This window comes from Thalassotalea ganghwensis (assembly GCF_053485795.1).
Window position 1 is genome coordinate 185,481 of the sequence record NZ_JBQRUM010000002.1, and the last position, 26,220, is coordinate 211,700.

Below are 26,220 nucleotides of genomic sequence, written 5' to 3' on the forward strand. Positions count from 1 at the left end.
AAGTCTAGGTTAAAAGTAAGGTACCACAACCTAAAAAGGCAATGAATCCAAAAACATCCGTAACCGTTGTCAATATGACAGCACCAGACAAAGCTGGGTCGATATTGAGCTTATTTAACAACCAAGGTACCCAAACCCCCGACAAGGACGCCACCAATATATTACCGAGTATGGCAATACAAATCGTTATGGCAAGCAAAGGTGATTCAAACCAATAATAGGTGATTACGCCGATGACCATTGCCCATAAAAGCCCATTAATGGCGCCAACTTTCAATTCTTTCTTAACAATCGCTTGCTTGTTGGCATCCGTTATTTGACCCAACGCCAAGCCACGTATTATTAGGGTTAAGGTCTGACTACCTGAAATACCGCCCATAGAGGCGACAACCGGCATTAGCACAGCCAAAGCGACGACTTGTTGGAGAGTCGCTTCAAACAGGCCAATAAACCATGACGCTAAAAACGCAGTTGCTAGATTAATCCCAAGCCATATCGCTCGGTTTTTACTACTGAGCCAAACACTGGCGAATAAATCCTCTTCTTCGACAAGACCTGCTGACTTCATTAACTGGTTGTCGCGCTCTTCTTCTAAATGCTTAAACGCTGAGTGTATATCTAGTCGTCCGGTTAAACGGCCGTCTTCATCAACTACAGGTAATGCTGCACGCCCTGAAATGACGACCTCATCGGCAGCATCATCAATTGACGTTGATGCTGCTATTGATTGAGGTTGACTGTAAGTAACATTCTTTAATAACTCATTACCATCTAGCGTTATTAATTGGTTAATGTTGATTTCGCCCACTAATTTTGAATCTTCGTCGGTTAGGTAAAGCGTATCCGTCAGTGAAGGCAAGGTTTTAGCGCATAACTTTTTAGCCGCTGAAACCTTTAATGTGATCGGAATTTGTTTTTCATCAAAGCTTTGCCAATGCCCTACTTCAGCATCACTATAATCTTGAGCTTTTTTAAGGTTAGCCCGTTGTTTTGCTGTCATTTTTGTAACAGCATAATCAATAAATCGATCGCTTAACTCTTCGCTAAGTTCAAGTAAATCAACCGCATCAAGCTTTTCAAAGAGTGGTAAACAATCTTGATCATCTAAGGCATTAAGTAACATTTGCCGCGACTCTGTTTTCATTTCAAGGAAAACATCTTGTTGCAGCTCAGGTTTTAACAATCCCCAAAGTTTCATACGTTCGCTGATTGGGAACGCTTCGAGTAAAATAGCCACTTGCTCTGCTGCTAACTGCTGCTCGGCTTGTTGGATCAATTGCTCCAGCGGCATTTCTTCAGCGAAGTGTTGTTCAAATTGATGAATATATTCGGTCAGTAAATCCAATGATTTTTCCTTGTATCCGTATCAAGCAAGCGTTTATCGGTCTTCTCTGTTGATATTTAACTATAAATTACAGTTGGACACTAGCGGATGTTGAGTGATTATCGATATTTTTACACGTCATCAATTAAAGACTAACAACGATAAGCAGCTCTTAAGAAGATAACAGCGTGTTGTCTTCTTTGGGATGGCTAAGCTCAACCTGCTCAATTTTTTCAAAACGGGAGGTAATCTTGTGTGCTGAAGTATGTATTTGTTTAACATCACTTGCTGCTTGATCGATATGCTTTGCTAAATTGTCAAAGCGAACTTTGAAGCGGTTAAAATCGGCAGCAAGACCAGATAAATGCGCTTGAATGATATGAATTTGCTCTTTGGTGGCTTCATCTTTCAACACCGAGCGCGCGGTAGTTAATATTGCCATTAATGTCGTTGGCGAGGTTAGCCAGATACGTTTGCTATTAGCATATTCGACTAAATCACTGTGATGACCGTGGATTTCAGCAAATATCGCTTCTGCTGGAATAAACATAATAGCGCCGTCTGATGTTTCATTATGAATCAAATATTTATCATGTATGTCATTGATATGCTTTTTGATATCGTTTTTAAATTGCCGCTCTGCCGCTTTGCGATCACTGTCAGCAACGTTGACATCAGTCATCTTCCGATAGCTTTCTAAGGGAAACTTAGCATCAATGATCACAGTTCCCGTTGGTGGTGGTAAAAATAACGCACAATCAGCAACTTTTCCATTCGACAGCGTATGCTGTAAACTAAAACTTTGTTCAGGCAAGACATTACGAATCAAACCATTGAGTTGAACTTCACCAAAAGCACCTCGCGAACGTTTATCGGCTAACACTTCTTGCAAGCTGACTACGTTTGTGGACAATTCAGTAATTTTCTTTTGCGCATCATCAATCAGTGCCAATCGTTTAACAATATCATTAAAGGTCTTGGTTGTTTTCTCAAACCCTTCCGCTAAGCGTTTCTCCACTTGTGCACTAATCTCTTTCAAACGACTGTCGGTAGACTGAGTTAACTCTGCGATTTTCTTCGACATCTGCTCGCTTGCCGCTTGCATCGACTTCGCTTGTTCTTGGCGATTACTCTGATGATTTTCGTTTAAGTGTTTAAATAACTCACTAATTGACTGGTTTTGCTTTTCTAAAAATGCTTGTTGGTGCTGGTGCAAAGTGGCTAACTGTTTTTCACTTAAATCAGCTTGCTGGCGCAACGTTTTTATTTTTAAATCAGCTATTTGTTGCTCCAATTGAGCTCTTAATTCAAACTGCTGCTTTGAAAGCTCTTGATAATGGCCGAGCACACCTTGTTGTAATTGTGCGTACTTTTGTTGTTCGATCTGTGTCTCGATACTTTGTTGTTGAGAAAAGTCTTGAATTAAAATTGCCGTACTTTTGATATGGCGAAGCAGCAACAATAATATCAGTGTGAAGACGATACTAATTGCCACAAAAGCCACTAGCCAATACTCTAGTGCAACATGTTCCAAAAATGTCATTGCATTCTTCATTTAACAATCTCGCCAAAAAAACACTGTTTTTATTTACAGCATTAGAGCATAACTTAGTAAGTACATCAAGCGCTCAGTAATTCTCCTCCTCAATAAAACTAAATAAAAAAGAGCTACTGGTATTCGCCAATAGCTCTTTTTAAGTTCAGTGATTTCAGTTAGCTTTATTTGCTAACGACTAACAAGTTAAGCTTGTTGAACTTCTATTTTCTTTTGCCATATTTGTGGGCCGGTGACGTGAGCAGACTCTCCCGTTGAATCAACCGCTACCGTAACTGGCATATCTTCTACTTCAAATTCATAAATCGCTTCCATTCCCAAATCTTCAAAAGCGACTACTTTGGCTTTTTTAATTGCTTTAGAGACTAAATAAGCCGCGCCACCAACTGCCATCAAGTAAATTGATTTATGCTTTTTAATGTTTTCACATGTTTCTTGACCACGTTCAGATTTACCAATTGAACCGAGTAACCCTGTTTGGGATAACATCATCTCACTAAATTTATCCATGCGAGTCGCAGTCGTTGGACCCGCAGGCCCTACCGCCTCATCACCAATGGCATCTACTGGGCCAACGTAGTAAATAAATTTATTGGTAAAATCAACTGGTAATTCTTCACCTGCTGCCAACATATCTTGAATACGCTTATGGGCGGCATCACGACCAGTTAAAATGGTTCCGCTTAGTAAAACCGTTTCACCTGTTTTCCAATCGGCGATATCAGCTTTTGTTAAGTTATCAACGTTAACTCGTCGAACATTTTCACCCACTTCCCATGTGATGTCTGGCCAATCTTCTAGTTTAGGTGGCGTTAACTGTGCTGGCCCTGAGCCATCGAGGTGGAAATGCACATGGCGCGTTGCCGCACAATTAGGGATCATTACCACAGGTTTAGACGCTGCATGCGTTGGCGCTGAATTGATTTTAACATCTACGACTGTGGTTAAGCCGCCTAAACCTTGAGCACCAATACCCAATTTATTAACACGCTCGTAAATCTCTAAACGTAATTCTTCTTCTGCATTTTGTGGCCCACGCTCGATTAATTCTTGCATATCGACAGGCTCCATTAAGCTTTCTTTAGCAAGTACACCTGCTTTTTCAGCTGTACCACCAACACCGATACCCAAAATACCTGGTGGACACCAGCCAGCACCCATTGTAGGTAATGTTTTAACAACCCAATCTGCTATCGAATCACTCGGGTTGAGCATAACCATTTTGGTTTTATTTTCACTACCACCACCTTTAGCAGCAATAAGCACTTCTATTTGGTCGCCTTCAACCATCTCAATATGAACAACCGACGGCGTATTGTCTTTGGTGTTAAGGCGCTTGCCGGTTGGGTCTGCGACAATGGATGCTCGTAATGGGTTGCTAGGATTTAAATACGCGCGGCGAGTACCTTCATCTACCATTTGTTGGACAGTCATGTCGGTTTTATCCCACTGCACCGCCATACCAATTTTAACAAAACAAGTGACAATACCGGTGTCTTGACAAATCGGACGTTTACCCATTGCTGACATTCGAGAATTGATAAGAATTTGCGCGATGGCGTCTTTCGCTGCAGTACTTTCTTCTTTGTGATAAGCCTTTTCTAGCGCCTGAACAAAGTCTAATGGATGATAATATGAGATATACTGCAAAGCATCAGCAATACTCTCAATCAAGTCTTGTTGTTTGATAATAGCCATGACTATCCTTTGTTTCTTGTATAATTTGATAGATTCAACAATCTCTTGTTGAAAGTTAAAATTTTGCCGATATGATACCTTGCTTGTAGCAAGCCTGCCAGTTTTTAGCTAAAGGTAAAACCATTGTCAAACCAGATAAAATTTGAGCTTAAGGCAACGCCTTTACAGTTTAGTCAAATAATTAAGCCTTCTGAATTATTTTTAGCGTTTTCAGACACGCCGTGGGCGATGTGGTTAGACTCATGCCACAACAACCATCAAGACAGTCGCTTTGATATAATGGTGTGGCAGCCCGAGGTTACGCTGGTTACCAATGGTGCGGTGACAACGATCACTGAAAAAACGACTGGCATTAGCTCACAGTCTAAAGAAGATCCGCTTTTATTGGTTGAGCAGCAACAAAAATTGCTATTTGAGCATTATCGCATAACTTCATCACCTCTGCCCTTTAATGGTGGCTGTGTGGGTTATTTTTCTTATGATTTAGGTCGACGCTTTGAATCCTTGCCTCGTCATGCAAAGCGGGATATTAATATGCCAGAAATGGCGGTGGGAATTTATCGTCACGGCATTATCTTTGATCGACTTAACCAAACATACTATTTACTTTGCGATGATTCGAAAAGAGTGAAGCTTTCCTTAGAAATTGACAACGCTATTAACAAAGCTACAGCGCAGGCACCATTTAAGCTAACAAGCAATTGGCAAGCACAGATAACCAAAGCACAGTACATTGAGAAGTTTAATAAAATTCAACAATATTTGCTTGATGGCGACTGTTATCAAATTAACTTAACCCAACGTTTTAGTGCCGATTATCAAGGCAATGAATACCAAGCTTACCTTGCCCTTAGAAAGAAAAACCAAGCACCATTTTCTGCCTTTATTCGCACTGACCAATGCGCAATAGCAAGTGTTTCACCTGAGCGTTTTCTGCGTGTTATTGGCGATGATGTTCAAAGCAAGCCGATAAAAGGCACGCAACCGAGAAGCGACGCTATTGAGCAAGACAACCATAATAAAGCCCTACTACAAAATTCAGAAAAAGACCGCGCTGAAAACTTAATGATTGTTGACTTACTGCGCAATGACATCAGCCGAGTTTGCCAAGCAGGTACCGTAAAAGTGCCACAGTTATTTGCTATCGAAAGTTTTCCTGCGGTTCATCATTTAGTCAGTACCGTGGTCGGAAAACTCGCACCTCAATATGGTGCTACCGATTTGTTACGTGCTTCTTTTCCAGGTGGGTCAATTACCGGCGCCCCAAAAATAAGAGCAATGGAAATAATTGATGAAATAGAACCTCACCGTAGAGCATTATATTGTGGCTCCATCGGTTACCTGTCTATTTGTGGCAATATGGACACTAGCATAACGATAAGAACCCTAGTCGCTATCGATCAGAAAATTTATTGTTGGGCAGGAGGAGGCATTGTTGCTGATTCAGTCGTTGATGCTGAGTATCAAGAAAGCTATGATAAAGTGAATAAGATTTTACCTGTGCTAGAAAAACTTTAATGTCTAACAAAGTGTTATCTGACAGGCAAACGACGAGGTGGCTGACGCATTTAGCCTTAGGATTGACGCATGAATAGTTCGATTGATAAAGCCAGTTTTATCAGACAATTTACGCTGAGTAATGCGCTAACCAACTCGGTTAGTTTCAACGTCGAACTCATCAACCTGAAACCTTCTGCTGTGTTAGTGCCGATAATAGAACTTGATAACCAACTGCAATTTGTACTAACGAAAAGAGCATCACATTTAAAACATCATGCAGGTCAAATAAGTTTTCCAGGCGGTAAGGTGGAACAAAGTGACCGCAACATCATTGAAACGGCGTTGAGAGAAACTGAAGAAGAAATTGGCATATCGTCAAAAGATATTAACGTACTAGGCACATTGCCATTTTACCAAACGTTAACCGGTTTTAAGATAACGCCTGTGCTCGCGTTTATCAATCAAGCGGTAGATTACAAGCTAGATCCCAATGAAGTGGCTGAAGTGTTCCAAGTTCCTTTAAGCCATTTTATGAATAATGAAAATCACTTCAGTGTAGAAGTGTTTCACCGCAACAAATACCAGCACGTGCATTACCTGCCCTATAAACAATACAACATTTGGGGGGCAACAGCAGCCATCATTAAAGGTCTCGTGCATCAGCTAAGCGAAAACCCTCTCCAGCGCGGCAATTAAAGACTATAATATAACAACATTATGGTTAACTGTTGATTAAGTTTCGGGTAATATATTCGAAAATAATTTTAACAAACAACCATTAACTGGCAATAATTCGGAATTAACGCATGATAAGTGTATTTGATATGTTCTCTATTGGCATTGGTCCATCGAGTTCTCACACGGTTGGGCCTATGAAAGCAGCCAAACTATTTGGCGAACATCTCATTGAGCAAAAGCTAATAGACAAGGTTACCACGGTACGTTGTGAACTATTTGGTTCACTCGGACAGACGGGGATTGGCCATGGCACAGGAAAAGCGGTGATTTTAGGCCTTCATGGTGAAGCCCCTGAAACCATTGCGGTAGAAAAAATTGATAGTATTTTAGCGGATGTCATCAGCCAAGAAAGTGTCCACTTAATGGCTCAAAAGCCTATAAGCTTTCCGAAAAACAATGCCATTGTTTATCACCGACGCAAAACCTTGCCAGCTCATGCAAATGCGATGACACTCTTCGCCTACCAAGATGAGACTTTATTGCTAGAGGAAACCTATTACAGCATCGGTGGTGGCTTTATCGTAAGAGATTGTGATTTTGAAAAAGAGAAAGACAAAGCGCTATCTTTACACACTAACATCAAACGACCTCACACCTTTTCAAGTGCCGATGAATTACTCAGCATCGCACAAGAAAAAGGGTTAAGCATTAGTACCATTATGATGGACAATGAAAAATGTTTAAATGATGAGGCGACAATTAGAAAACAACTAGTAGACATCTGGAAAGCAATGTATGCCAGTGTTACCCGAGGTATTAAAACGGAAGGTATTCTTCCTGGGGGCTTAAAAGTCAGTCGCCGCGCACCGGCGCTTTATCGAACGCTATCCGTAGAAAAAAGTAATGATCCGCTGCGTGCAATGGATTGGGTTAATCTTTTTGCCTTGGCAGTTAATGAAGAAAACGCCGCAGGCAGCCGTGTGGTTACTGCACCAACAAATGGCGCCGCTGGTATCATCCCAGCCGTACTTTGTTATTACGATAAGTTTGTTAAAAAAGTGACGGATGATGATTGCATTCGTTATTTACTCACCGCTGCCGCCATCGGAATATTATATAAAACCAATGCCACTATTTCTGGCGCCGAAGGTGGTTGCCAAGCTGAGGTAGGTGTTGCCTGTTCGATGGCTGCGGGCGCTTTAGCAGAACTGATGGGCGCAAGTCCTAAGCAAGTTGAAAACGCCGCTGAAATAGGTATGGAGCACAATTTAGGGCTTACATGCGACCCAGTCGGTGGATTGGTGCAAGTGCCTTGTATAGAACGTAACGCTATGGGTGCAGTAAAAGCGATCAATGCGGCGAGATTAGCGCTTCGCGGCACGGGCACACAGAAAGTTTCTCTAGATAAGGTCATAAAAACCATGTGGGAAACTGGTAACGACATGAAAACCAAATACAAAGAAACATCTCGCGGTGGTTTAGCAGTCAATATTATCGAATGCTAATAGGAATAGACTTTCTCACTTAGCAACTAAAAAACGCCAATGATTATTGGCGTTTTTTTATGGCTTTACGTTAAGTAGTCAAACAAGATTAACGTGTTGGTAGCTCAATATTAGCGAACATCTCTTCAATTTCGGCATTGTTTTTTAACAGCACCGCACGAGTGACTAAATCTCTATTTAAATGTGGTGCGAAGCGCTCAATAAAGTCAAACATGTAGCCTCTTAAGAATGTACCGCGTCTAAAGCCTATTTTCGTGGTACTCGCTTTAAATAAATGGCTTGCATCTATGGTAACCAAATCTTTATCAAGCTCTTTATCCATTGCCATCGTTGCAATAACGCCGATACCAACACCAAGTCTGACATAGGTTTTGATAACATCTGCGTCAGTAGCAGTAAACGCTATCTTTGGTTTAACCCCGGCATTAGAAAACGCTGCATCAAGCTCTGAGCGACCAGTAAATCCGAAAACATAAGTCACCAACGAGTATTTGGCGATATCTTCAATGGTGATGTTTTGCTTGGTGGCCAATGGATGATCTTTACGAACAATAATACTACGATTCCAGTGGTAGCAAGGCAGCATGATCAGATCGTTATATAAATGAAAAGACTCTGTGGCAATAGCAAAATCTGCTTCACCTTTTGACGCCGCATCACTTATTTGAGCAGGAGTCCCTTGATACATATGCATCGAAACTTTTGAATACTTCTTCATAAAGCCTTGAATAACTTCAGGCAAAGCATAACGAGCTTGGGTATGAGTAGTGGCAATTCTCAACTTACCTTCATCTGGCTGAGTGTGCTCACGGGCCACCGACTTTATCGCCTCAACTTTCGATAAGATCTCTGTCGCTATATTAATAACTTCTTTACCTGCTGAGGTAACATGCGTTAGATGTTTGCCACTGCGTCCAAATATTTGGATCCCTAACTCATCTTCGAGCATTCTTACCTGTTTACTAATACCAGGTTGGGAGGTGAACAAACTTTCTGCTGTGGCAGAAACATTAAGATTATTATTTTGTACTTCGACAATATAGCGCAGTTGTTGCAGTTTCATAATGTATTCAAAGGATGACTTATGCCAAAAATATATACTTAATTGAACATATATTCCATAATAATTTTAATTATTTCACTAAAATGATGCATTTTGATGAAAATAATGCTTGCTTTGTAGTTTAATTACATGCTCAGCCGTAATAATTGATTAACGAAGCGCTAACAACGCATTATACTGTAATAAAATAACACCATAAGAATATCTCGATATTACCAACTTAACACTATGCTTTAAGAGACATTTTTTGTAGACTGATAATTACTTAGTTAAAATTTCTGAATTGGAATAATATATGGGTATCATAATTGGCTTGGTTATCGCATTAGTTGTGATTGTTGTCGTAGTAAATGCGATACAACAACATCGACAAAAAATCGAACAAGAAAAGCGGGCAAAAGCCGCTAAGCAAAAAGCCATTATTGACGAAACTGAAGAGTTACTACTCAATCTAGCCCATTTACCGCCAAACCCTCGCGTTAATGAAATTTTAAATCGTCGTAATTTTAATGCCGCCAAAGCCATGGCTGCTATCATTCCAGAAAACAAAACGTTTAAGTCAAACGTTCAGGAAATGAAATCTCGTTTAGAAGCAGCAAAAGATATGGCCTCTGCTGCTCAAAGTTCGGAAATGTTTGTACTGCCAGATAATGAACAACAGCTAGTTGTTATTTTGCAGACCATTAAAAAGCTCAGAGCTGTATTGCGCTCAGAGCAATCAAAAGGTGTCTTAGATGCGCAAAACTTTATGCAAGAAGACTTAAAACTCGATGCAATGCAACTCAAGATAAATATAGAAAGCTTACATAAGCGCGGGAACCAAGCTTTCCAGAAAGAAATGTTAGGCTCTGCTCGCCAGTATTATGAAAAAGCACTGCAAACATTAAATGATCATTCAATTCAGAACGACTATACCATGGCGAAAAAAGCTGAAATTGAAGGTCAACTTGAGGAAATTACTCAAGCACTTAAAAGCAGCAATGCTTCAGATGCAGCGAAGAAAGCCAAAGCTGAAGAAGATGATTTGGATTTATTATTCCAACCAAAGAAAAAGTGGTAGAAAACCAACAATTGCACATACAAAGCCAGCAAAACGCTGGCTTTTCAATGTAATGATTGCGATTTTATTATGCCCAAAGTAACGCAAATAGTACTCCCATCATTTCTTCGCCGAATTCTCAAAGCCTACGCCTTGAAAGCAGAGATCAGAGCACAAGGTTGTGAACTACAACGAATTGGCAGGTCTCGAAATTGGTTGTTAAAGGCAACCAACGAACAACTAATCGCAATTATTGATATCATCGAAACCGCCAATGAAGACAGTTGGCTATGGTTAGGCAAGTTATTGCGCACACATCAGGAAAGCTTCTCACATCAGCAACTTCTCGCGATTGCACAAAAGCGACCTACGATAACCGTCACTGAGTTAATGCACGTAACAAACTGTACATTAGCTCAAGCGCGCCGAGTGTTGGATGAATTAGAGTGGCAAGAAAACTAAGTTTTTCTTAAATCTTTTTAGGTTTATTGATTTCAATACGAAAAAAAGATTAAACCGTTTCATCCTTTCGCTTAGCACATCATAAAGATCAAAGCAGATAGCACGCGCTTAAAGTAAGGCAGCCGGGCAGAACAACACGTTTTACTTTTAAAGTCATCTGATCATTGTTGTTATGTTTTAGTGCGCATTTTTCTCGTTCTCACATGGTTAATGACACTTGTTAATAATATGTTATTGATTTGAACTAAAATAACTGCTAGCTTTCGGATTAATGAAAACATGGAAGTGGTGAGGTATTAACGTTATTACTAAGAATAACTCCTCCTAATAAAGCGTTTTGTAGCAAAGAGAGTCAGGTCACTCTGGTCCTTTAATAAAACATCTAAGTTAGAACAAAATAAAGGGAATTAATTCATGAAAGAAAGGCTATCAATTAGCTATTGGCTATATACAATTATTTGCTTTTTCCTCGCTTCTTTCGATTCCGTCGCTGTTGCAAACCATAATATAAATATAGGGTTTAAAACTGAGATAACATCAACTGTTTTACAAGAAAATTACGAATTATGGATTCACCTGCCGAAAAGCTATAGTGACTCAAAAAAATATCCCGTTTTGTATTTATTAGATGGAAAGCGTAATTTCTCTCATACGGTAGGCTCATTAAGTTACTTAACATCAGGCAAGATGATGCCTGACATGATCGTTGTAGGTATCTCAAGTAAAAATAGAATGAGAGATTATACACCGACAAAAATTGAAACAAGAAAGTCGTCAGGCGGTGGTGAAAAGTTTCTCGATTTTATTGAACAAGAGCTAATTCCTTTTATAAATGAAAAATATAGTACTGAAAACTTCAGGTTATTTTCAGGGCATTCACTTGGTGGCCTTTTAGTTATTCATACCCTTCATTCTCGACCAAGTTTGTTCCAAGCGCATTTTGCGCATAGTCCTTCTTTGTATTGGAACAACAAAGCAACGGTTAAGAAGGCTATTGATTTCTTGACTAATACAAAACAGTTTTCTAATTATCTTTACATGAATATTGGTAATGAAGGGCTAATAAGTGACAGCCCTAGAGGACTCGCTATGCGAAGTGCTGTCCTAGCATTAGAAGCCACGCTAAAACTTAATAAACCCAACAATTTTTTATTCAGAACAGATTATTTTGATCGTGAAAAACATGGAACAACCCCTGTTGTCGGTCAATTCAATGCGTTTCGAGATTTATATGAACCTTGGTATATACCTTTTGAGCCATTAAAAGATGGTTTGCAAGCCATTGAAAAATATTATCAGATGCTATCACAACGATATGGTTACGAAGTTAAACCACCGAGAGACATCATAAATGAAGCAGCTGATTACCATTTAAGTATAAACAATGACTTCATCGAAGCAATTGCATTATTTAAGTTCAACACTAAAAACTACCCGTCATGTATCCAATGTTATACCGACTTAGCGAATGTTTATGAACAGTCAGGAAAGATAAATGAAGCAATTGAACAAATCGATAATGCGATTAAATTTAGTGAAAAGGTTTCACCTCAGTTAGCCAAACATAAAAAAAGATTGGTTGATTTAAGCAAGAAGCAAGGGTAATTATTGCTTTATACGTATTTCTATCATTAAAACTCAGTAAAGGAGAACATTTTGAGTTCAGTATTATTAAGTAAAGTAGATCGATTTATAGCATTCGCAGAATCTGCAGTAGGAGTATTTTTTATAGCTTTGATCGCTGCCTTATGCTTCCTTATTTACGCAAACCAACATCCTGTAGGGACAATCGCGCCAGGCACATACTATTTAGGTGTAATATTACCAACTGGTATGTTCTTTTGGTCAGCAGCAAAGCAGTCAAATAAGAAATTAAAAATAGCTAAGGCAACTTTTGGTATTTGCTTTGTCGCATGGGCGATAGCTAATGCAGTTTTGAGGCATAGTTGAAATAACGATGTCAATAGCTAAAACTCGGCTTATTTTCTCTCTATAACCCATTTATTAATCGTTTATTAAAGCTTCTTAAGGAAGCGTTTACTTTTATTTTAAGCAAGGAGCATCATGAAATACTTACTATTTATCCTATACCTATACGCCCTCAGTTCATCAGCAATAGAAAATCGAGTGCTAAATGGAAAAGCAAAGCAAGTGTCAGAAATAAAGGAAAGTGGCGTCGAAATTTCAAAAGGGAGCTTTATCGATGAACTGACCCTAGAAACTTGTAATGTTAATGTTTATTCTTTAAACAACAATCTAAAAAGTAAAATAACGATTCGATTCTCAAACAGAGAGTTTATTGCTGATAGCTTATCATTTAACCTTAATGCAAACGGAGAATGCGTAATTAATTTGGAAAATGGAAAAAGCATAAAATAAAGTAACTATCGCTATAAAACAATGTATTTGCATCCTCATTGTGATGAGTGCCATTACAATGAGGGTGTTATATGAATTGTTAGGCCTTTTTCAAATAAGCTGCAACAAGAACGATTCTTGTACCGTTGACTTTGCCTTCGATATGCTCAGGGTTATCGGTTAAACTTATACCTCGCACCATAGTACCTTGTTTTGCGGTAAAATTAGCTCCTTTAACTTTTAAATCTTTAATCAAGGTGACGTTATCGCCATTTTGTAGCTCGGCTCCGTTGCTATCACGAGTTGGCCCATTGCTTTGCTCTGCTGCAATCCCCTGCTCTGCCCATGTTTTAACATCATCTTCTAAATAAATCATATCAAGCGCATCTTGAGCCCATGCTTCACTCGATAATTTATGCAGCATACGGTATGAAACCACTTGCACAGCGGGCTCTTGATTCCACATGCTGTCATTAAGACAACGCCAATGATTATTATCAAGCTCTTCTTCCCCTGACATTTGCGCTAAACACGTATTGCAAATATATATACACTGTTGCGCACTGCCATCACTTGTCGGCGGCACTGGGTATACGGATAAGTTTTCATCAGCACGACAAAGTTCACATTTATCTTCACTTCTCGCTTTTAATGCATTTTCAATTGGCATATATAGTGTCCCTAAAATTTTTGCGGCTATTATGCCTTTTATTAGCCTAAATGCCTATGAGTAATAAGTATCATTTGCTTATCACTAAAAAGCACGCTTCAAGCGTGCTTTTCTAATTGCATTACCTACGACATTCTTAAGAGAGGTTTTTGGTAATATGGTGAGATGCGGCAGCAGTAAAAACAACATCAGTTGAACTGTTAAGTGCCGTTTCGGCCGAATCTTGGATAACCCCAATAATAAAACCAATTGCAACCACTTGCATGGCAATATCATTATTAATGCCAAATAGACCACAAGCGAGTGGGATCAATAATAACGACCCTCCAGCAACCCCCGATGCGCCACATGCTGAAACTGAGGCAATAACACTCAATAAGATTGCTGTGGCAAAATCCACCTCAATGCCTAGTGTATTTGCCGTTGCTAAGGTTAATACCGTGATCGTTATCGCCGCTCCCGCCATATTAATCGTTGCACCAAGCGGTATTGAGACAGAGTAGGTATCTTCATGCAAATCTAACTTTCGACATAACTCCATATTCACTGGAATATTGGCTGCTGAGCTTCGCGTAAAGAAAGCTGTGATGCCAGAGCCCTTCAAGCAGGTAAACACTAAAGGGTACGGGTTTTTCTTAGTAATTAAAAAGACAATAAGCGGATTGACGATTAGCGCAATGATCGCCATACAGCTAAGTAAGACAATCACGAGATGGCTAAACTCCGCCATGGTATCAAAACCTGTTGTTGCTACAGTATTGGCAACCAAACCTAGGATACCTAACGGCGCAAAGCGAATAACAATTTTTACAATACTAGAGATCGCTTCAGCAACATCATGTACCATATCTTTACTTGCTTGATTAGCGCGTTTAAGCGCAAATCCTAAACCTAAGCCCCATGCGAGAATACCGATAAAATTGCCTGTTGCAATCGCATTGATTGGGTTATCAACAATTTTAAACGCTAATGTTTGTAATACTTCACTTAAGCCTTGCGGTGGATTTGCCGAAGCTCCAGCTAAATCAAGTGTTAATGTCGTTGGAAACAAAAAACTGATCAATACCGCGATCACCGCAGCACTTAACGTTCCGATCAAATACAAACCGACTATTGGCTTTAAGTCAGCATCGGTGTTTACTTTTTGATTGGCTATTGACGAGGCCACTAATACGAACACCAAAATAGGCGCAACAGCTTTTAGTGCATTAACAAACAACGAACCTAATAATGATAACGATTTTGCCAGCTCAGGCGAAACCATAGCCAAAACAATACCAAGCACTATCGCCACAATGATTTGATTAACGATATTTACACGGTTTAATTTTTCAAAAAAAGAGAGAGATTGAGTTGTCATAAAATACTATGTGTTATTCTTGTTATGTAAAGGCTTTTTATCATTGATAGCTAGAGCTTGTCTAGTGCTAATCAGGTAACTCACCGTCTTGACTCCATACCACCTCAATTTCAATGTCATTCTTACCTGTGATAAATGATTGGCAAACAAATAAACCAAGTGCACAAATCAAAGCGTTGGTTGGTTGCTGATAAACAAATGGAATACGTTGTCGCTGCCATGGTGCGAGCGATAATTCCTGTAAGACTTTTTTAAGCGGCCGACTATGCTGACGATAGTCCGGTAAAACGCTGGGATTGTTATGGACAAAAGAGAGCGTCATTTGCTCAGTTGAATCAGGTATCGACAATGTCATCGCTTGACTTGATAAAGGTGTTTTCCCCTTTACCTTTCTAGCCTCACTCACGTGTTTTTCTTGGCATGTTGACAGCTTATCTTGACTGAGCTTAAAACGTAATCGCCCTAAGTTATCAGGTAATTGCACCTCAACCGAATGTTCCTTTAACTGTTTTAGCTCGACGGTGCACTGCCAATTCGATAAGTCCGCATAATCCTTAGTCAATACCAAACGGTTGCGATAACGCCTTAACCAATGACTACCAACCTTTACTTGAGGAGACTTATCTTTACCCGCCAATAACTGCTTAGAGATTTGCATTAAAATACGGCTACTCGGCGCCGGTAATTGATGTGAAGCCAGAAACTGACGTAATACAAAGTTTCTTCTAGCGTCACTTAAAGTTAATAATGTTTCAATATTTAATTGAACATCATTCTCACGACATTGTGCTAAATCTTGCTCAGCCACTTCTTCAATCAATTGCTGAGCCTGCTGGCAATGTTCAATGCTACGAGTAGCGGTTTGAGAGAAACTTGGCCAACGTTGATTGATGGAAGGCAACACTTGGTTACGAATAAAGTTACGATCGAAACGATTATCAGCATTGGATTCGTCTTCAATCCATGACAAGCCAAGTGCTTGAGCTCGAAGCTCAATTTGCTGTCGAGAGATAGACAATAATGGTCGTACGATGTCAACCTCTCCATCGACTGTTGATAGCCTGCTGCGAGCTTGCATGGCTCCTAGGCCTTTTACTCCAGCTCCGCGCTTTAACGCTAACAACAATGTTTCAACCTGGTCATCTTGGTGATGCGCTGTAAATACGACACTTCCTTGAGGACTATGTTGAGCAAATGCCGCATATCTCGCTTGTCTCGCGCTATCTTCGAGACCCTTTCCGTCTGGCAAAAATACGCTAATGGCCTGGTACGCTAAATCACGTTGCAAACACTGTTGCTTAACAAATGCTTGCCAATGTGAAGCATTTTCACTAATTCCATGATTGATATAGATGACCGATAATGCTTGTGTGATCTCACCTGCACATTTTAAGCGGGCTAGTTCATCTAGCAACACCATAGAATCAACACCACCGCTACAGGCTATGATAATGGTTTGACAAGATAACTGACGACATTGGTCGATTAATTGTTGTTGAATGGGGTGACGTGGAACGTGAGGCATGACGCGAGTGAGCTAACGATTGCTGTCTGTAAAAATTATAGGTGGTTAATATAGCACATATTAACCACCTGATAACTCTAGCAATAACCGTAAGACATTAGGCGCTGATAACGTTGCTCTATCAACTCTTCTTTCGATAGCTTAGCAAGTTCATTGATATCGGCTTTTATTGCTTCTTTTAACATAGCAGCCATGGTATCCATATCACGATGAGCGCCACCTAATGGCTCATCAATCACTCTATCAATTAAACCAAGCTCTTTAATTCGACGTGCGGTGATCCCCATTGCCTCTGCGGCTGTTGACGCTTTCTCAGCGGTTTTCCATAAAATGGATGCACAACCTTCAGGAGAAATAACCGAATACGTTGAATATTCAAGCATATTGACCCTATCTCCGACACCTATTGCCAAGGCGCCACCAGAGCCACCTTCACCAATAACGGTACATACGATAGGTACGTTTAGTCTCGCCATTTCTTTTAAGTTAGTCGCGATTGCTTCACTTTGCCCACGCTCTTCTGCGCCAATACCAGGATAAGCGCCTGGGGTATCAATAAAAGTGACAATCGGCATATTAAAACGCTCAGCCATCTTCATTAAACGAAGCGCTTTACGATACCCTTCAGGTCTTGGCATACCGAAGTTACGTTTGACTTTTTCATTGGTTGAACGTCCTTTTTGATGACCAATCACAACCACTGGAATACCATCTAATCGAGCGGTACCGCCAACAATCGCTTTGTCATCAGCATACGCTCTATCACCGGCTAGCTCATCAAACTCAGTAAACATGCGTGAAACATAATCAAAGGTATAAGGGCGTTGAGGGTGACGAGCCACTCGCGCCGTTTGCCACGGATCTAAACCAGAAAAAATTTTCTTGGTGAGTTCATTGTTTTTTTCGCGCAGTTGCGTGATTTGCTCTTCAAGATCTAAGTTAAGCTCTTGGCCATCATTTACCAAACGTAACTCTTCAATCTTTGCTTCAAGCTCAGCAATTGGCTGCTCGAAATCTAAAAAACTTAATGACATATGTATTTATTACCTAGGTTCTTTTTCATTTATCAATGTCTTGATGACGCCGCTGCATCATCAATTAAAATTCTTGTTATCTACTTAAACTGCAGTGCAACGTTTTCATCACCTAACAGCGCTTTAACTTGGTAAAGTAGTTTATCTTCTGGCGTCACTCGCCATTGCACACCTAACTCTAGCATCGCCTGCGCTTCTTCGGTTTGATAAAACACACGAACAGGACAGGTACCATCTTTATAGGGTGTTAATACCTGCGCCAGCTTTGTGGTAAATTCTGTCGATATTAACGACTTATCTACACTTAAATCAATAGAGGATAGATAATTTTCCCTCGCATCTGCAATTGTCATAATATCTCGGGCGGTCATTGTATTACCACCTGAGTAATCATCAAAGCTGACCTGTCCACTACAGACTAAAATAGCATCTGTGACTAACAACTCAGCGAAGTTATCATAGTCATCAGGAAATAACCTAACGTCCATTCTAGCACTACGATCATCTAAGGTCACCAACGCCCATCTTCTGCCACGTTTATTGGTCAATACTCGAACACCAATGACTAACCCAACCGCGGTAGCCGTTCGGTCTTTACCTGTTGGTTGCATATTCACCAAGCGTCCGGTCGAATATTTTTTAATTTCTTTCAAGTAACGATCGATGGGGTGACCCGTTAAATAAAGTCCCAACGTTTCTTTTTCACCTTGCAGCCACTCCTCTTCAGGCCAAGGAGCAACCTCTTTAAACGCTTGTCGGTTATCCGCGGGTTCTTCATTAATTAACCCAAACAGATCATCTTGACCAATAGCTTGTGCTTTAGCGTGCTGCTCAGCAGCTTTAATAGCTTCAGGCAAGGTTTCAAATAATGCAGCGCGATGGGGGCCATCTGCTGTCTTGGGACCTAGGGCATCCATTGCGCCAGATTTAACTAAACGTTCTAAGACGCGTTTATTGGTTTTCTTTAAATCAATACGCGCGCAAAAATCAAATAAATCAACGAATGGACCGCCAGTTTCTCGGGCCTTAATAATCGCTTCAATTGGCCCTTCACCTACCCCTTTTACCGCCCCAATACCATAAACTATCTGATCTTTATCGTTTACCGTAAACTTATACTGGCCACTATTTACATCCGGCGGTAATAAGTCGATGCCCATGTTTTTACATTCATCGACTAAGGTAACGATTTTATCGGTATTATCCATATCAGCAGACATAACTGCTGCCATAAATGGTGCTGGATAATGGGCTTTCATCCATAACGTTTGGTACGAAACTAACGCATAAGCGGCAGAATGTGATTTGTTAAAACCGTAACCTGCGAATTTTTCTACCAAGTCGAAGATTTTCATCGCGAGTTCGCCATCTACACCGCGATTTACCGCCCCAGCTTCAAAGCCCGCACGTTGTTTGGCCATTTCTTCAGGTTTCTTTTTACCCATTGCACGACGCAACATATCAGCGCCACCAAGGGTGTAACCGGCAAGTACCTGAGCAATCTGCATAACCTGCTCTTGATATAAAATAATACCGTAAGTAGGTTCTAATATGGGCTTGAGGTCTTCATGTTGCCAGGTTGAATCTGGGTAAGATATTTCTTCTCGACCATGCTTTCGTTCGATAAAGTTATCAACCATGCCTGACTGCAATGGACCAGGTCGAAATAGCGCTACTAAAGCGATGATATCTTCAAAGCAGTCAGGTTTTAGTTTATCAATCAATGACTTCATGCCACTGGATTCTAACTGGAATACCGCCGTAGTTTGCGATTTAAGTAGCAAAGAAAAAGATTTTTTATCTTCAAGTGAAATTGCCGCAATATTTATCGGCTCTTTACCTTCTTTTAGCAGTTTTGCATCGGCCATCTCTATAGCCCATTGCAATATGGTTAGCGTTCTAAGCCCCAAGAAGTCAAATTTAACTAAACCTGCATCTTCAACATCATTTTTATCAAACTGAGTGACTGGGTTTTTACCTTCATCATCACAATAAAGCGGGGCAAAATCAGTAATCGTTGTTGGAGAAATTACAACCCCACCTGCATGTTTACCGGCATTTCGAGTTGTACCTTCGAGGATACGACACATATCAATTAAATCGCGCACTTCACTGTCTTGGGCGTAGACCTCAGGCAGTTTAGGTTCAGCTTCAAACGCTTTTGCCAAGGTCATCCCTGGATCACCTGGAACTAATTTAGAAATCCGATCAACAAAACCATAAGGATGACCTAATACCCTTCCAACATCTCGAATAACCGCTTTCGCAGCCATGGTACCAAAAGTAATAATTTGCGATACCGCATCTCGCCCATACAGCTCAGCAACATGATCAATAACTTCATCACGACGATCCATACAAAAGTCGATATCAAAATCTGGCATTGAAACGCGCTCTGGATTAAGAAAACGTTCAAAAAGCAGATCATATTCGAGCGGATCGAGATCGGTAATTTTTAATGCGTATGCTACCAGCGAACCTGCCCCTGACCCACGTCCTGGTCCCACAGGGATATTATTATCTTTACTCCACTGGATAAACTCCATGACGATAAGGAAGTAGCCTGGAAAGCCCATGTTATTAATAACTTCAAGCTCAACCATTAAGCGGTCGTCATATTCTTTGCGCTTTTCCTCAAAATCGGGGGCTTCAGTATCAAATAAAAAGGCAAGACGCTCTTCCAAACCTTCTTTTGAAACCTTAACGAGGTAATCTTCAATCGGCATCCCATCAGTTGGAAAGTCTGGTAATACATATTCCCCCAAACGAACCGTGACATTACAACGTTTGGCTATTTCGACACTGTTAGCTAAGGCCTCTGGTATATCAGCAAATAACTCAACCATCTCAGCTTCACTGCGCAGATACTGTTGCGGGCTGTATTTTTTAGGGCGACGTTTATCATCCAAGGTATAACCATCATGGATAGCAACACGAATTTCATGCGCTTCAAATAACTCTTCGGTTAAGAAGACGACCTCGTTTGTAGCAACGACTGGAAGGTCTGCTCGTCCTGCCAGAGCAACGGCTTGATGAAGATAGCGTTCTTCATCCTCACGGCCGGTACGAATTAATTCAAGATAATAATGATCAGCAAAGTGATGTTGATAAAACGAAATGCATTGTTCGACTATAGCTTGATTACCTTTAAGGAGCGCTTTACCGACATCCCCTTCACGCCCACCAGATAAAATGATAATACCTTCGGCATGTTCAACCAACCATGCCTTATCCATAACCGCTCGGCCTTTAAGGTGTCCGCGCAAATAAGCCTTAGAAATGAGTTCAGTGAGATTTTTATAACCAACATTATTTGTAGCAAGTAAAACAAGACGAAATAACTCATCGCCAAATTCTTCGCTTTTCACCCACATGTCAGCACCGATAATCGGCTTTATCCCTTCTCCGTGAGTTGCATGATAAAATTTTACTAAGCCGCAAAGGTTAGTTTGATCTGTTAACGCAATCGCTGGCATTTTGGCATCAGCAGCCGCGCTTATGATCGGTTTAACCTTATTCAAACCGTCGCACATTGAAAAGTCACTATGGACTCTAAGATGAATAAACTTGGGCGCTGGACTAGAATGCTCTGATTCTTGTTCTTTCTCTAATTCGGACAACATCTCAGTCATGATATTTTCACTTGGCCTGCGCTCACTTTTCTTGCACTAAAATAGAAGCCACCGGTTTAAAACTTTTACGATAGCAATCGAGTACACCATATTCCGAGATCTTTTCCAAATGCAATTTTGTTGGATATCCCTTATGACTGGCAAATCCATATTCAGGATACTGTTGATCTAACGTCAACATCTCGTTATCTCTAACGACTTTAGCCAAAATTGACGCGGCACTAATTTCTGCTACACGTCCATCACCTTTTACCACGGACTGGCTAGGTATAATCCCCTGGGGAGTGGCAAATGTAGGACTTCTGTTACCATCAACCAAGACATAATCAGGCGTGACCGTTAACCCTTCTACCGCACGTTGCATTGCAAGCATCGTTGCGTGAAGAATATTTAAAGTATCTATCTCTTCAGGTGATGCTCTACCTATCGCATAAGCTACTGCTTTTTCGGTGATCTCATCATACAAAGCAAGGCGTTTTTTTTCTGATAGTTTTTTAGAATCCGCTAAGCCTTCTATTGGATTATCAATATCAAGCACAACGGCAGCTGTCACGACATCCCCCACCAAAGGGCCTCGACCGACTTCATCAACACCAGCGATGCAGTAAGCAATAGGGTATTCAAAAGGTGGCAATGCTTTATTGGTTTTGCTCATACTATTTTATCAGCTCATCAATCGCTTGAGCGGCTTGATAGCTTGCATTTTGTTTAAGTTGATGGTGAATATTAGTAAACGCATCAATAAGTTCCTGTTGTGGCTGGTTAAGGCGCTGAGTGACTAATGGAACAATGCGCTCTGGAATCACTTCGTCTTGCAATAGCTCTGGAACCAACGCTTTATTGGCTAATAAGTTAGGTAAAGAAAACCACTGTAACTTAACCAACCATTTTGCTAACCAATAGGTAAGTAAATTAAAACGATAACAAATTACCATCGGTCTTTTAATCAAGGCAGCCTCAAGCGTAACAGTACCTGATGCGGTCAACAGGCAATCACTTGCGGCCATGACTTCTTGCGTTTTACCAACAAAAATTTTTAAAGGAAGATTCGGTGCACATTGCTCGGCTAAGCGACTAAATTGCTGCGCTCTTTTCTCACTGACCATAGGTACAACAAATTCAATGTTCTGCTCTTGCGCTATCAATATTTTTGCTGACAGCAAAAATGGCTCTACTAACCGTGATAGTTCACCTGAGCGACTGCCAGGCATTAACGCTACAATTTTTTTGTTTTCATCTAGGGTCAGTGTTTTTCGAGCTTCTTGCTTGCTCGACTCTAGCGGAATGTCATCTGCTAACGGGTGACCAACAAATCGACAAGGTATGTTATGTTTATCATAAAACTGTTTTTCAAAAGGAAGTAATGACAAGACCATATCCGTTGCTTTGGCAATCTTAAAAACTCGTTTTTCACGCCACGCCCAAACGGATGGACTAACATAATGTACTGTTTTTATGCCGTTATCCTTTAAGCGACGCTCTAAGCCTATATTAAAATCTGGTGCATCTATTCCTATAAAAACATCCGGTTGGTTGTCGCTAAAATATTCAACTAGCTCGCGTCGTACCGCTAATAAGCGCCTAATACGCCCTAGCACTTCGACTAGGCCCATCACCGCCAGTTCTTCCATTGCAAATAGGCTCTCAAATCCCTGAGCAATCATTTTAGGACCACCAATGCCTATAAAACGACAACTTGGATATTTTTTGGCTAACTCAGTCATTAGCCCTGCACCTAGCGTATCACCAGAGTGCTCTCCAACAACAATAGCAAAAGTACGTGTGGCCTTATCTTCCACGCCAACCTCTTGTTTAATCATAGAGTATATTAACGGATTATACCGCGACGAGAAGACTCAATAAATTCAGCAAACAGCGTTGCATCAGCTACGCCAGAAAACTCTTGTTTAATTTTTGCAACCGCTTCGTCAACGGTTAGCCCTTGTCGATATGTGTATCGGTAAGCTTTCTTGATTGCGCTGATAGTTTCAGCAGTAAAGCCTCGGCGTTTGAGTCCCTCACTGTTCAAACCAAATGGTTTAGCACCATCACCTGACGCCATGACAAAAGGAGGAATGTCTTTAAGGACAAGGCTATTTGCGGCAACAAAGCTATGGGCACCGATATGACAGAATTGATGTACGCCACTCATACCGCCTAATATCGCATAATCTCCGACATGAACATGGCCCGCTATTGAGGCGTTGTTGGCCATAATGCAATGATTGCCAACAACGCAATCATGAGCAACGTGGGTATAGGCCATAAACAAATTATTCGAACCGATTTGTGTTAGCCCATTATCTTGAATCGTGCCTCGATGAACAGTGCAGCACTCTCTGAAAGTGTTATTATCACCGATAACCAGCTCTGTTGGCTCACCTGCGTACTTTAAATCCTGACACTCTTCACCAATTGAAGCAAACTGAAAAATGCGATTACCTTTTCCTAAGGTAGTAGGGCCATTAATCACCACATGCGAACTAATGTGACAATCATCACCGATAGTGACATCTTTGCCTACATAGGTCCAAGGGCCAATTGTTACATTTTTACCGATGACGGCACCAGATTCAATTATCGCTTGCTCGTGAATCAATTTAATAACCTCTACTATAGTTTACGGCGTGCACACATAAGATCAGCAGAGCAAACGACTTTTCCGTCTACTTTCGCTTCACCATAAAACTTCCACATGTTTCTGCGTTCTTTTATGAACTCTACATGAAGGTGCATGGTATCTCCTGGCACTACAGGTTGTTTAAATTTGGCATTATCAATCGAAGCAAATAAGTACATCTCATCTTCTTCTCGTCCCTCTGCCGTTTTAAAGCCCAAAATCCCTGTAGCTTGCGCCAAACTTTCTAAAATTAGTACGCCAGGGAATATCGCTAGTTCCGGAAAATGCCCCGTAAAAATAGGCTCATTAATCGTTACATTTTTTATCGCGTGGAGCGTTTTACCCGGTTGATAATCTAAAACTCGATCAACCAACAACATCGGATAACGGTGTGGTATCAATTTTTGGATTTCTTCAACACCAATAACATTTTTTTGCTGATCCAATTGTCTTTCCTTAATAAATCGATAGTTATTTGCCCAATTGCACTTTGACTTCATTAAGTGCTTGTTCAAGCGCCTTTATTTTACCATTAACCTTATCTAATTTCCTAACCCTAGCGTTAGTTTTATTCCATTCATTGTTGGGTGCACAAGGCATGCCCGAAGAATAAACGCCTGGCTCAGTAATCGATTTAGTCACCATTGCCATGCCCGTAAACATACAGTTATCGGTGACATCAATATGACCATTAATACCAACCAAACCAGCAACGGTACAGTTTTCACCCAGTTTACTACTACCAGCAATTACGCTACACGCCGCCATCGCTGTACCTGTTCCGATCTCAACGTTATGAGCAATTTGTATTTGATTATCTAAAATAACATTATCATGAATAACCGTATCTTCAATGGCACCGCGATCGATAGTCGTACTGGCACCTATTTCCACATCGTTACCGATAATGACACGGCCAAGCTGAGGGATTTTAACCCACTTGCCCTGATTGTTAGCATAACCAAAGCCATCGGAGCCAATCACGGTATTAGCCTGAATTAAACAACGCTCTCCTATCACAACATTATGATAAACACTCACATTAGCCCACATGGCAGTATCTTTGCCTATTGTGGTTCCTTGACCGATATAACATCCCGGCCCTATGGTGACATTATCGGCAAGGGTCGCGTCAGCTTCAATAACAGCATTTGCGCCAACACTAACGTTACTGCCCAACGAAACGCTCGGTGCGATTACCGCAGTAGGATGTATACCTGTCGCTGGTTTTGGCGTTGAGTCGAGTAATTGTGCAACCATTGCGTAACCAATGTAAGGATTGTTCATTACTAAAGCATTAGTTGGACAGTCTACTAAGCAATCTTCACTGAGGATGACCGCTCCAGCATTAGTTTTAGCAAGTTGGTTACGGTATTTTTTATTAGACAAGAATGCGATCTGATGCGCATTGGCTGAAGATAACGTTGCTAGAGCTTCTATTATAATGGAGCCATCACCATGAACTTTGGCGCCAATATGATCAGCTATCGCGTCAAGAGTATGAGTCATAATAACCTATTAATATAAAGTTGTTTTACAAAGCCACATTATTCTTAGCAACTTTGTCTCAACAATGCTTAAAGCAGGTGTTGCCTAATAGTATAGACAACACCTGCTACTTAAGTAGGTTACAATGAATAAATCGTAGCTTAACGAAAATTATTACTTAAGTTTGCTAACTTGCTCAATCACTTGGTCAGTGATATTGGCATCTGGTTTTGAAAACGCTACCGCTTGTTGTTGAAGAATAAGGTCAAATTTACCTTTGGCTGCAACACCATCAATCGCTTGACGTACTAAAGCAACCAGTTTGTTTTGCTCTTCGTTTTGACGAGCACCTGCTTTTTGCTGCAATGCTTTACCTTTCTCTTGATATTCTTGAAACAATTCCGCCATTTTCTTATCAAGATCTTGCTTTTCTTTTTCACTCATTAACGCGCCATCACGCTTTTTCTTTTCTTGATAATACTGAATATCTTTTTCTAACTGAGCAACAACGGCTCTGTCGTCTTTAAATTCTGCTTCTAACTCCTGCATAATCGCAGCAGTTTGAGGGATTTTACCCATAACTTCTTGAAAGTTTACCACGCCAATCTTTTGGTCCGCAGCCATAGCAGCACTCGATAATAACGCACCTGAAGCGATTGTTGCTATAGCAATTGATTTAACTAATTTTTTCAAAGTTTTCTCCTACATG

At 40.6% G+C, this 26,220-nt stretch carries 23 protein-coding genes; 8 read left to right on the plus strand and 15 right to left on the minus strand.

Features of this window, described 5'->3' with window-relative positions; all coding sequences use genetic code 11:
- Positions 1 to 4: 4 nt before the first annotated feature.
- The 3 genes from ACSLUH_RS02775 to ACSLUH_RS02785 all read right to left on the minus strand — a co-directional run bounded on the left by ACSLUH_RS02775 (position 5) and on the right by ACSLUH_RS02785 (position 4,577).
- Complete coding sequence (locus tag ACSLUH_RS02775) at positions 5 to 1,345, minus strand: magnesium transporter (RefSeq protein WP_448564359.1); 1,341 nt, start codon at positions 1,343 to 1,345, stop codon at positions 5 to 7.
- A gap of 151 nt (positions 1,346 to 1,496) precedes the next feature.
- Entirely contained in the window at positions 1,497 to 2,867 is a 1,371-nt protein-coding gene (locus ACSLUH_RS02780) for a DNA recombination protein RmuC (protein ID WP_448564361.1), read from the minus strand.
- Positions 2,868 to 3,065: 198 nt separating this feature from the next.
- Positions 3,066 to 4,577 carry a fumarate hydratase gene (locus tag ACSLUH_RS02785; protein ID WP_448564363.1) on the minus strand — a complete coding sequence of 504 codons (1,512 nt, stop codon included), beginning with the start codon at positions 4,575 to 4,577 and terminating at the stop codon, positions 3,066 to 3,068.
- Between the two features lie 123 nt (positions 4,578 to 4,700).
- On the opposite strand from ACSLUH_RS02785, the gene pabB reads away from it, so the two are divergent.
- From pabB to ACSLUH_RS02800, 3 genes are all read left to right on the plus strand, one after another.
- Entirely contained in the window at positions 4,701 to 6,095 is a 1,395-nt protein-coding gene (gene pabB / locus ACSLUH_RS02790; RefSeq protein ID WP_448564365.1) for an aminodeoxychorismate synthase component I, read from the plus strand.
- A 69-nt stretch (positions 6,096 to 6,164) separates the two neighbouring features.
- Entirely contained in the window at positions 6,165 to 6,773 is a 609-nt protein-coding gene (locus ACSLUH_RS02795; RefSeq protein ID WP_448564367.1) for a CoA pyrophosphatase, read from the plus strand.
- A 110-nt stretch (positions 6,774 to 6,883) separates the two neighbouring features.
- Positions 6,884 to 8,260, plus strand: coding sequence for an L-serine ammonia-lyase (locus ACSLUH_RS02800; protein WP_448564369.1), 1,377 nt, complete (start codon positions 6,884 to 6,886; stop codon positions 8,258 to 8,260).
- Between the two features lie 88 nt (positions 8,261 to 8,348).
- Here the strand turns inward: ACSLUH_RS02800 and cysB are convergent, their stop codons facing one another.
- Positions 8,349 to 9,323 (minus strand): HTH-type transcriptional regulator CysB, encoded by a 975-nt coding sequence (gene cysB, locus ACSLUH_RS02805; protein WP_448564371.1) that lies wholly within the window; start codon positions 9,321 to 9,323, stop codon positions 8,349 to 8,351.
- A 295-nt stretch (positions 9,324 to 9,618) separates the two neighbouring features.
- Between cysB and ACSLUH_RS02810 the strand changes: the two genes are divergently transcribed.
- From ACSLUH_RS02810 to ACSLUH_RS02830, 5 genes are all read left to right on the plus strand, one after another.
- Positions 9,619 to 10,383, plus strand: a complete 765-nt coding sequence (locus ACSLUH_RS02810; protein ID WP_448564373.1) for a hypothetical protein — start codon at positions 9,619 to 9,621, stop codon at positions 10,381 to 10,383.
- Between the two features lie 69 nt (positions 10,384 to 10,452).
- Positions 10,453 to 10,824: a ribosome recycling factor family protein gene (locus tag ACSLUH_RS02815; protein WP_448564375.1), complete on the plus strand. Its 372-nt coding sequence runs from the start codon at positions 10,453 to 10,455 to the stop codon at positions 10,822 to 10,824.
- 414 nt (positions 10,825 to 11,238) lie between these two features.
- Positions 11,239 to 12,429, plus strand: coding sequence for an alpha/beta hydrolase-fold protein (locus ACSLUH_RS02820; RefSeq protein WP_448564377.1), 1,191 nt, complete (start codon positions 11,239 to 11,241; stop codon positions 12,427 to 12,429).
- Between the two features lie 51 nt (positions 12,430 to 12,480).
- On the plus strand, positions 12,481 to 12,774 hold the full coding sequence (locus ACSLUH_RS02825; protein ID WP_448564379.1) for a hypothetical protein: 294 nt from the start codon (positions 12,481 to 12,483) through the stop codon (positions 12,772 to 12,774).
- 114 nt (positions 12,775 to 12,888) lie between these two features.
- Positions 12,889 to 13,203 carry a hypothetical protein gene (locus ACSLUH_RS02830; protein ID WP_448564381.1) on the plus strand — a complete coding sequence of 105 codons (315 nt, stop codon included), beginning with the start codon at positions 12,889 to 12,891 and terminating at the stop codon, positions 13,201 to 13,203.
- Positions 13,204 to 13,282: 79 nt separating this feature from the next.
- On the opposite strand, the gene ACSLUH_RS02835 is transcribed toward ACSLUH_RS02830, so the two are convergent.
- The 11 genes from ACSLUH_RS02835 to ACSLUH_RS02885 all read right to left on the minus strand — a co-directional run bounded on the left by ACSLUH_RS02835 (position 13,283) and on the right by ACSLUH_RS02885 (position 26,204).
- Positions 13,283 to 13,852: a PhnA domain-containing protein gene (locus tag ACSLUH_RS02835; protein ID WP_448564383.1), complete on the minus strand. Its 570-nt coding sequence runs from the start codon at positions 13,850 to 13,852 to the stop codon at positions 13,283 to 13,285.
- 136 nt (positions 13,853 to 13,988) lie between these two features.
- Complete coding sequence (gene sstT, locus ACSLUH_RS02840; RefSeq protein ID WP_448564385.1) at positions 13,989 to 15,212, minus strand: serine/threonine transporter SstT; 1,224 nt, start codon at positions 15,210 to 15,212, stop codon at positions 13,989 to 13,991.
- Between the two features lie 67 nt (positions 15,213 to 15,279).
- Positions 15,280 to 16,737 carry a tRNA lysidine(34) synthetase TilS gene (gene tilS / locus ACSLUH_RS02845; protein ID WP_448564387.1) on the minus strand — a complete coding sequence of 486 codons (1,458 nt, stop codon included), beginning with the start codon at positions 16,735 to 16,737 and terminating at the stop codon, positions 15,280 to 15,282.
- Positions 16,738 to 16,814: 77 nt separating this feature from the next.
- Entirely contained in the window at positions 16,815 to 17,771 is a 957-nt protein-coding gene (gene accA / locus ACSLUH_RS02850; protein ID WP_448564389.1) for an acetyl-CoA carboxylase carboxyl transferase subunit alpha, read from the minus strand.
- An 80-nt stretch (positions 17,772 to 17,851) separates the two neighbouring features.
- Positions 17,852 to 21,394, minus strand: coding sequence for a DNA polymerase III subunit alpha (gene dnaE, locus ACSLUH_RS02855; RefSeq protein ID WP_448564672.1), 3,543 nt, complete (start codon positions 21,392 to 21,394; stop codon positions 17,852 to 17,854).
- Positions 21,395 to 21,425: 31 nt separating this feature from the next.
- Positions 21,426 to 22,058, minus strand: a complete 633-nt coding sequence (rnhB, locus tag ACSLUH_RS02860) for a ribonuclease HII (RefSeq protein ID WP_448564391.1) — start codon at positions 22,056 to 22,058, stop codon at positions 21,426 to 21,428.
- A 1-nt stretch (position 22,059) separates the two neighbouring features.
- Positions 22,060 to 23,202 (minus strand): lipid-A-disaccharide synthase, encoded by a 1,143-nt coding sequence (lpxB, locus tag ACSLUH_RS02865; protein WP_448564674.1) that lies wholly within the window; start codon positions 23,200 to 23,202, stop codon positions 22,060 to 22,062.
- Positions 23,203 to 23,231: 29 nt separating this feature from the next.
- Complete coding sequence (lpxA, locus tag ACSLUH_RS02870) at positions 23,232 to 24,002, minus strand: acyl-ACP--UDP-N-acetylglucosamine O-acyltransferase (protein ID WP_448564393.1); 771 nt, start codon at positions 24,000 to 24,002, stop codon at positions 23,232 to 23,234.
- 14 nt (positions 24,003 to 24,016) lie between these two features.
- Positions 24,017 to 24,469 carry a 3-hydroxyacyl-ACP dehydratase FabZ gene (gene fabZ, locus ACSLUH_RS02875; protein WP_448564395.1) on the minus strand — a complete coding sequence of 151 codons (453 nt, stop codon included), beginning with the start codon at positions 24,467 to 24,469 and terminating at the stop codon, positions 24,017 to 24,019.
- A 25-nt stretch (positions 24,470 to 24,494) separates the two neighbouring features.
- On the minus strand, positions 24,495 to 25,532 hold the full coding sequence (gene lpxD / locus ACSLUH_RS02880) for a UDP-3-O-(3-hydroxymyristoyl)glucosamine N-acyltransferase (RefSeq protein ID WP_448564397.1): 1,038 nt from the start codon (positions 25,530 to 25,532) through the stop codon (positions 24,495 to 24,497).
- Positions 25,533 to 25,685: 153 nt separating this feature from the next.
- Complete coding sequence (locus tag ACSLUH_RS02885) at positions 25,686 to 26,204, minus strand: OmpH/Skp family outer membrane protein (protein WP_448564399.1); 519 nt, start codon at positions 26,202 to 26,204, stop codon at positions 25,686 to 25,688.
- Positions 26,205 to 26,220: the final 16 nt, after the last annotated feature.

What these genes read in the sequence shown, in the direction of transcription:
- ACSLUH_RS02780 (WP_448564361.1), bottom strand. Translation starts at nt 2,867, where the DNA reads ATGACATTTTTGGAACATGTTGCACTAGAGTATTGGCTAGTGGCTTTT.
- ACSLUH_RS02785 (WP_448564363.1), bottom strand. Translation starts at nt 4,577, where the DNA reads ATGGCTATTATCAAACAACAAGACTTGATTGAGAGTATTGCTGATGCT.
- ACSLUH_RS02795 (WP_448564367.1), top strand. Translation starts at nt 6,165, where the DNA reads ATGAATAGTTCGATTGATAAAGCCAGTTTTATCAGACAATTTACGCTG.
- ACSLUH_RS02800 (WP_448564369.1), top strand. Translation starts at nt 6,884, where the DNA reads ATGATAAGTGTATTTGATATGTTCTCTATTGGCATTGGTCCATCGAGT.
- cysB (WP_448564371.1), bottom strand. Translation starts at nt 9,323, where the DNA reads ATGAAACTGCAACAACTGCGCTATATTGTCGAAGTACAAAATAATAAT.
- ACSLUH_RS02810 (WP_448564373.1), top strand. Translation starts at nt 9,619, where the DNA reads ATGGGTATCATAATTGGCTTGGTTATCGCATTAGTTGTGATTGTTGTC.
- ACSLUH_RS02815 (WP_448564375.1), top strand. Translation starts at nt 10,453, where the DNA reads ATGCCCAAAGTAACGCAAATAGTACTCCCATCATTTCTTCGCCGAATT.
- ACSLUH_RS02820 (WP_448564377.1), top strand. Translation starts at nt 11,239, where the DNA reads ATGAAAGAAAGGCTATCAATTAGCTATTGGCTATATACAATTATTTGC.
- ACSLUH_RS02830 (WP_448564381.1), top strand. Translation starts at nt 12,889, where the DNA reads ATGAAATACTTACTATTTATCCTATACCTATACGCCCTCAGTTCATCA.
- ACSLUH_RS02835 (WP_448564383.1), bottom strand. Translation starts at nt 13,852, where the DNA reads ATGCCAATTGAAAATGCATTAAAAGCGAGAAGTGAAGATAAATGTGAA.
- sstT (WP_448564385.1), bottom strand. Translation starts at nt 15,212, where the DNA reads ATGACAACTCAATCTCTCTCTTTTTTTGAAAAATTAAACCGTGTAAAT.
- tilS (WP_448564387.1), bottom strand. Translation starts at nt 16,737, where the DNA reads ATGCCTCACGTTCCACGTCACCCCATTCAACAACAATTAATCGACCAA.
- accA (WP_448564389.1), bottom strand. Translation starts at nt 17,771, where the DNA reads ATGTCATTAAGTTTTTTAGATTTCGAGCAGCCAATTGCTGAGCTTGAA.
- dnaE (WP_448564672.1), bottom strand. Translation starts at nt 21,394, where the DNA reads ATGTTGTCCGAATTAGAGAAAGAACAAGAATCAGAGCATTCTAGTCCA.
- rnhB (WP_448564391.1), bottom strand. Translation starts at nt 22,058, where the DNA reads ATGAGCAAAACCAATAAAGCATTGCCACCTTTTGAATACCCTATTGCT.
- lpxD (WP_448564397.1), bottom strand. Translation starts at nt 25,532, where the DNA reads ATGACTCATACTCTTGACGCGATAGCTGATCATATTGGCGCCAAAGTT.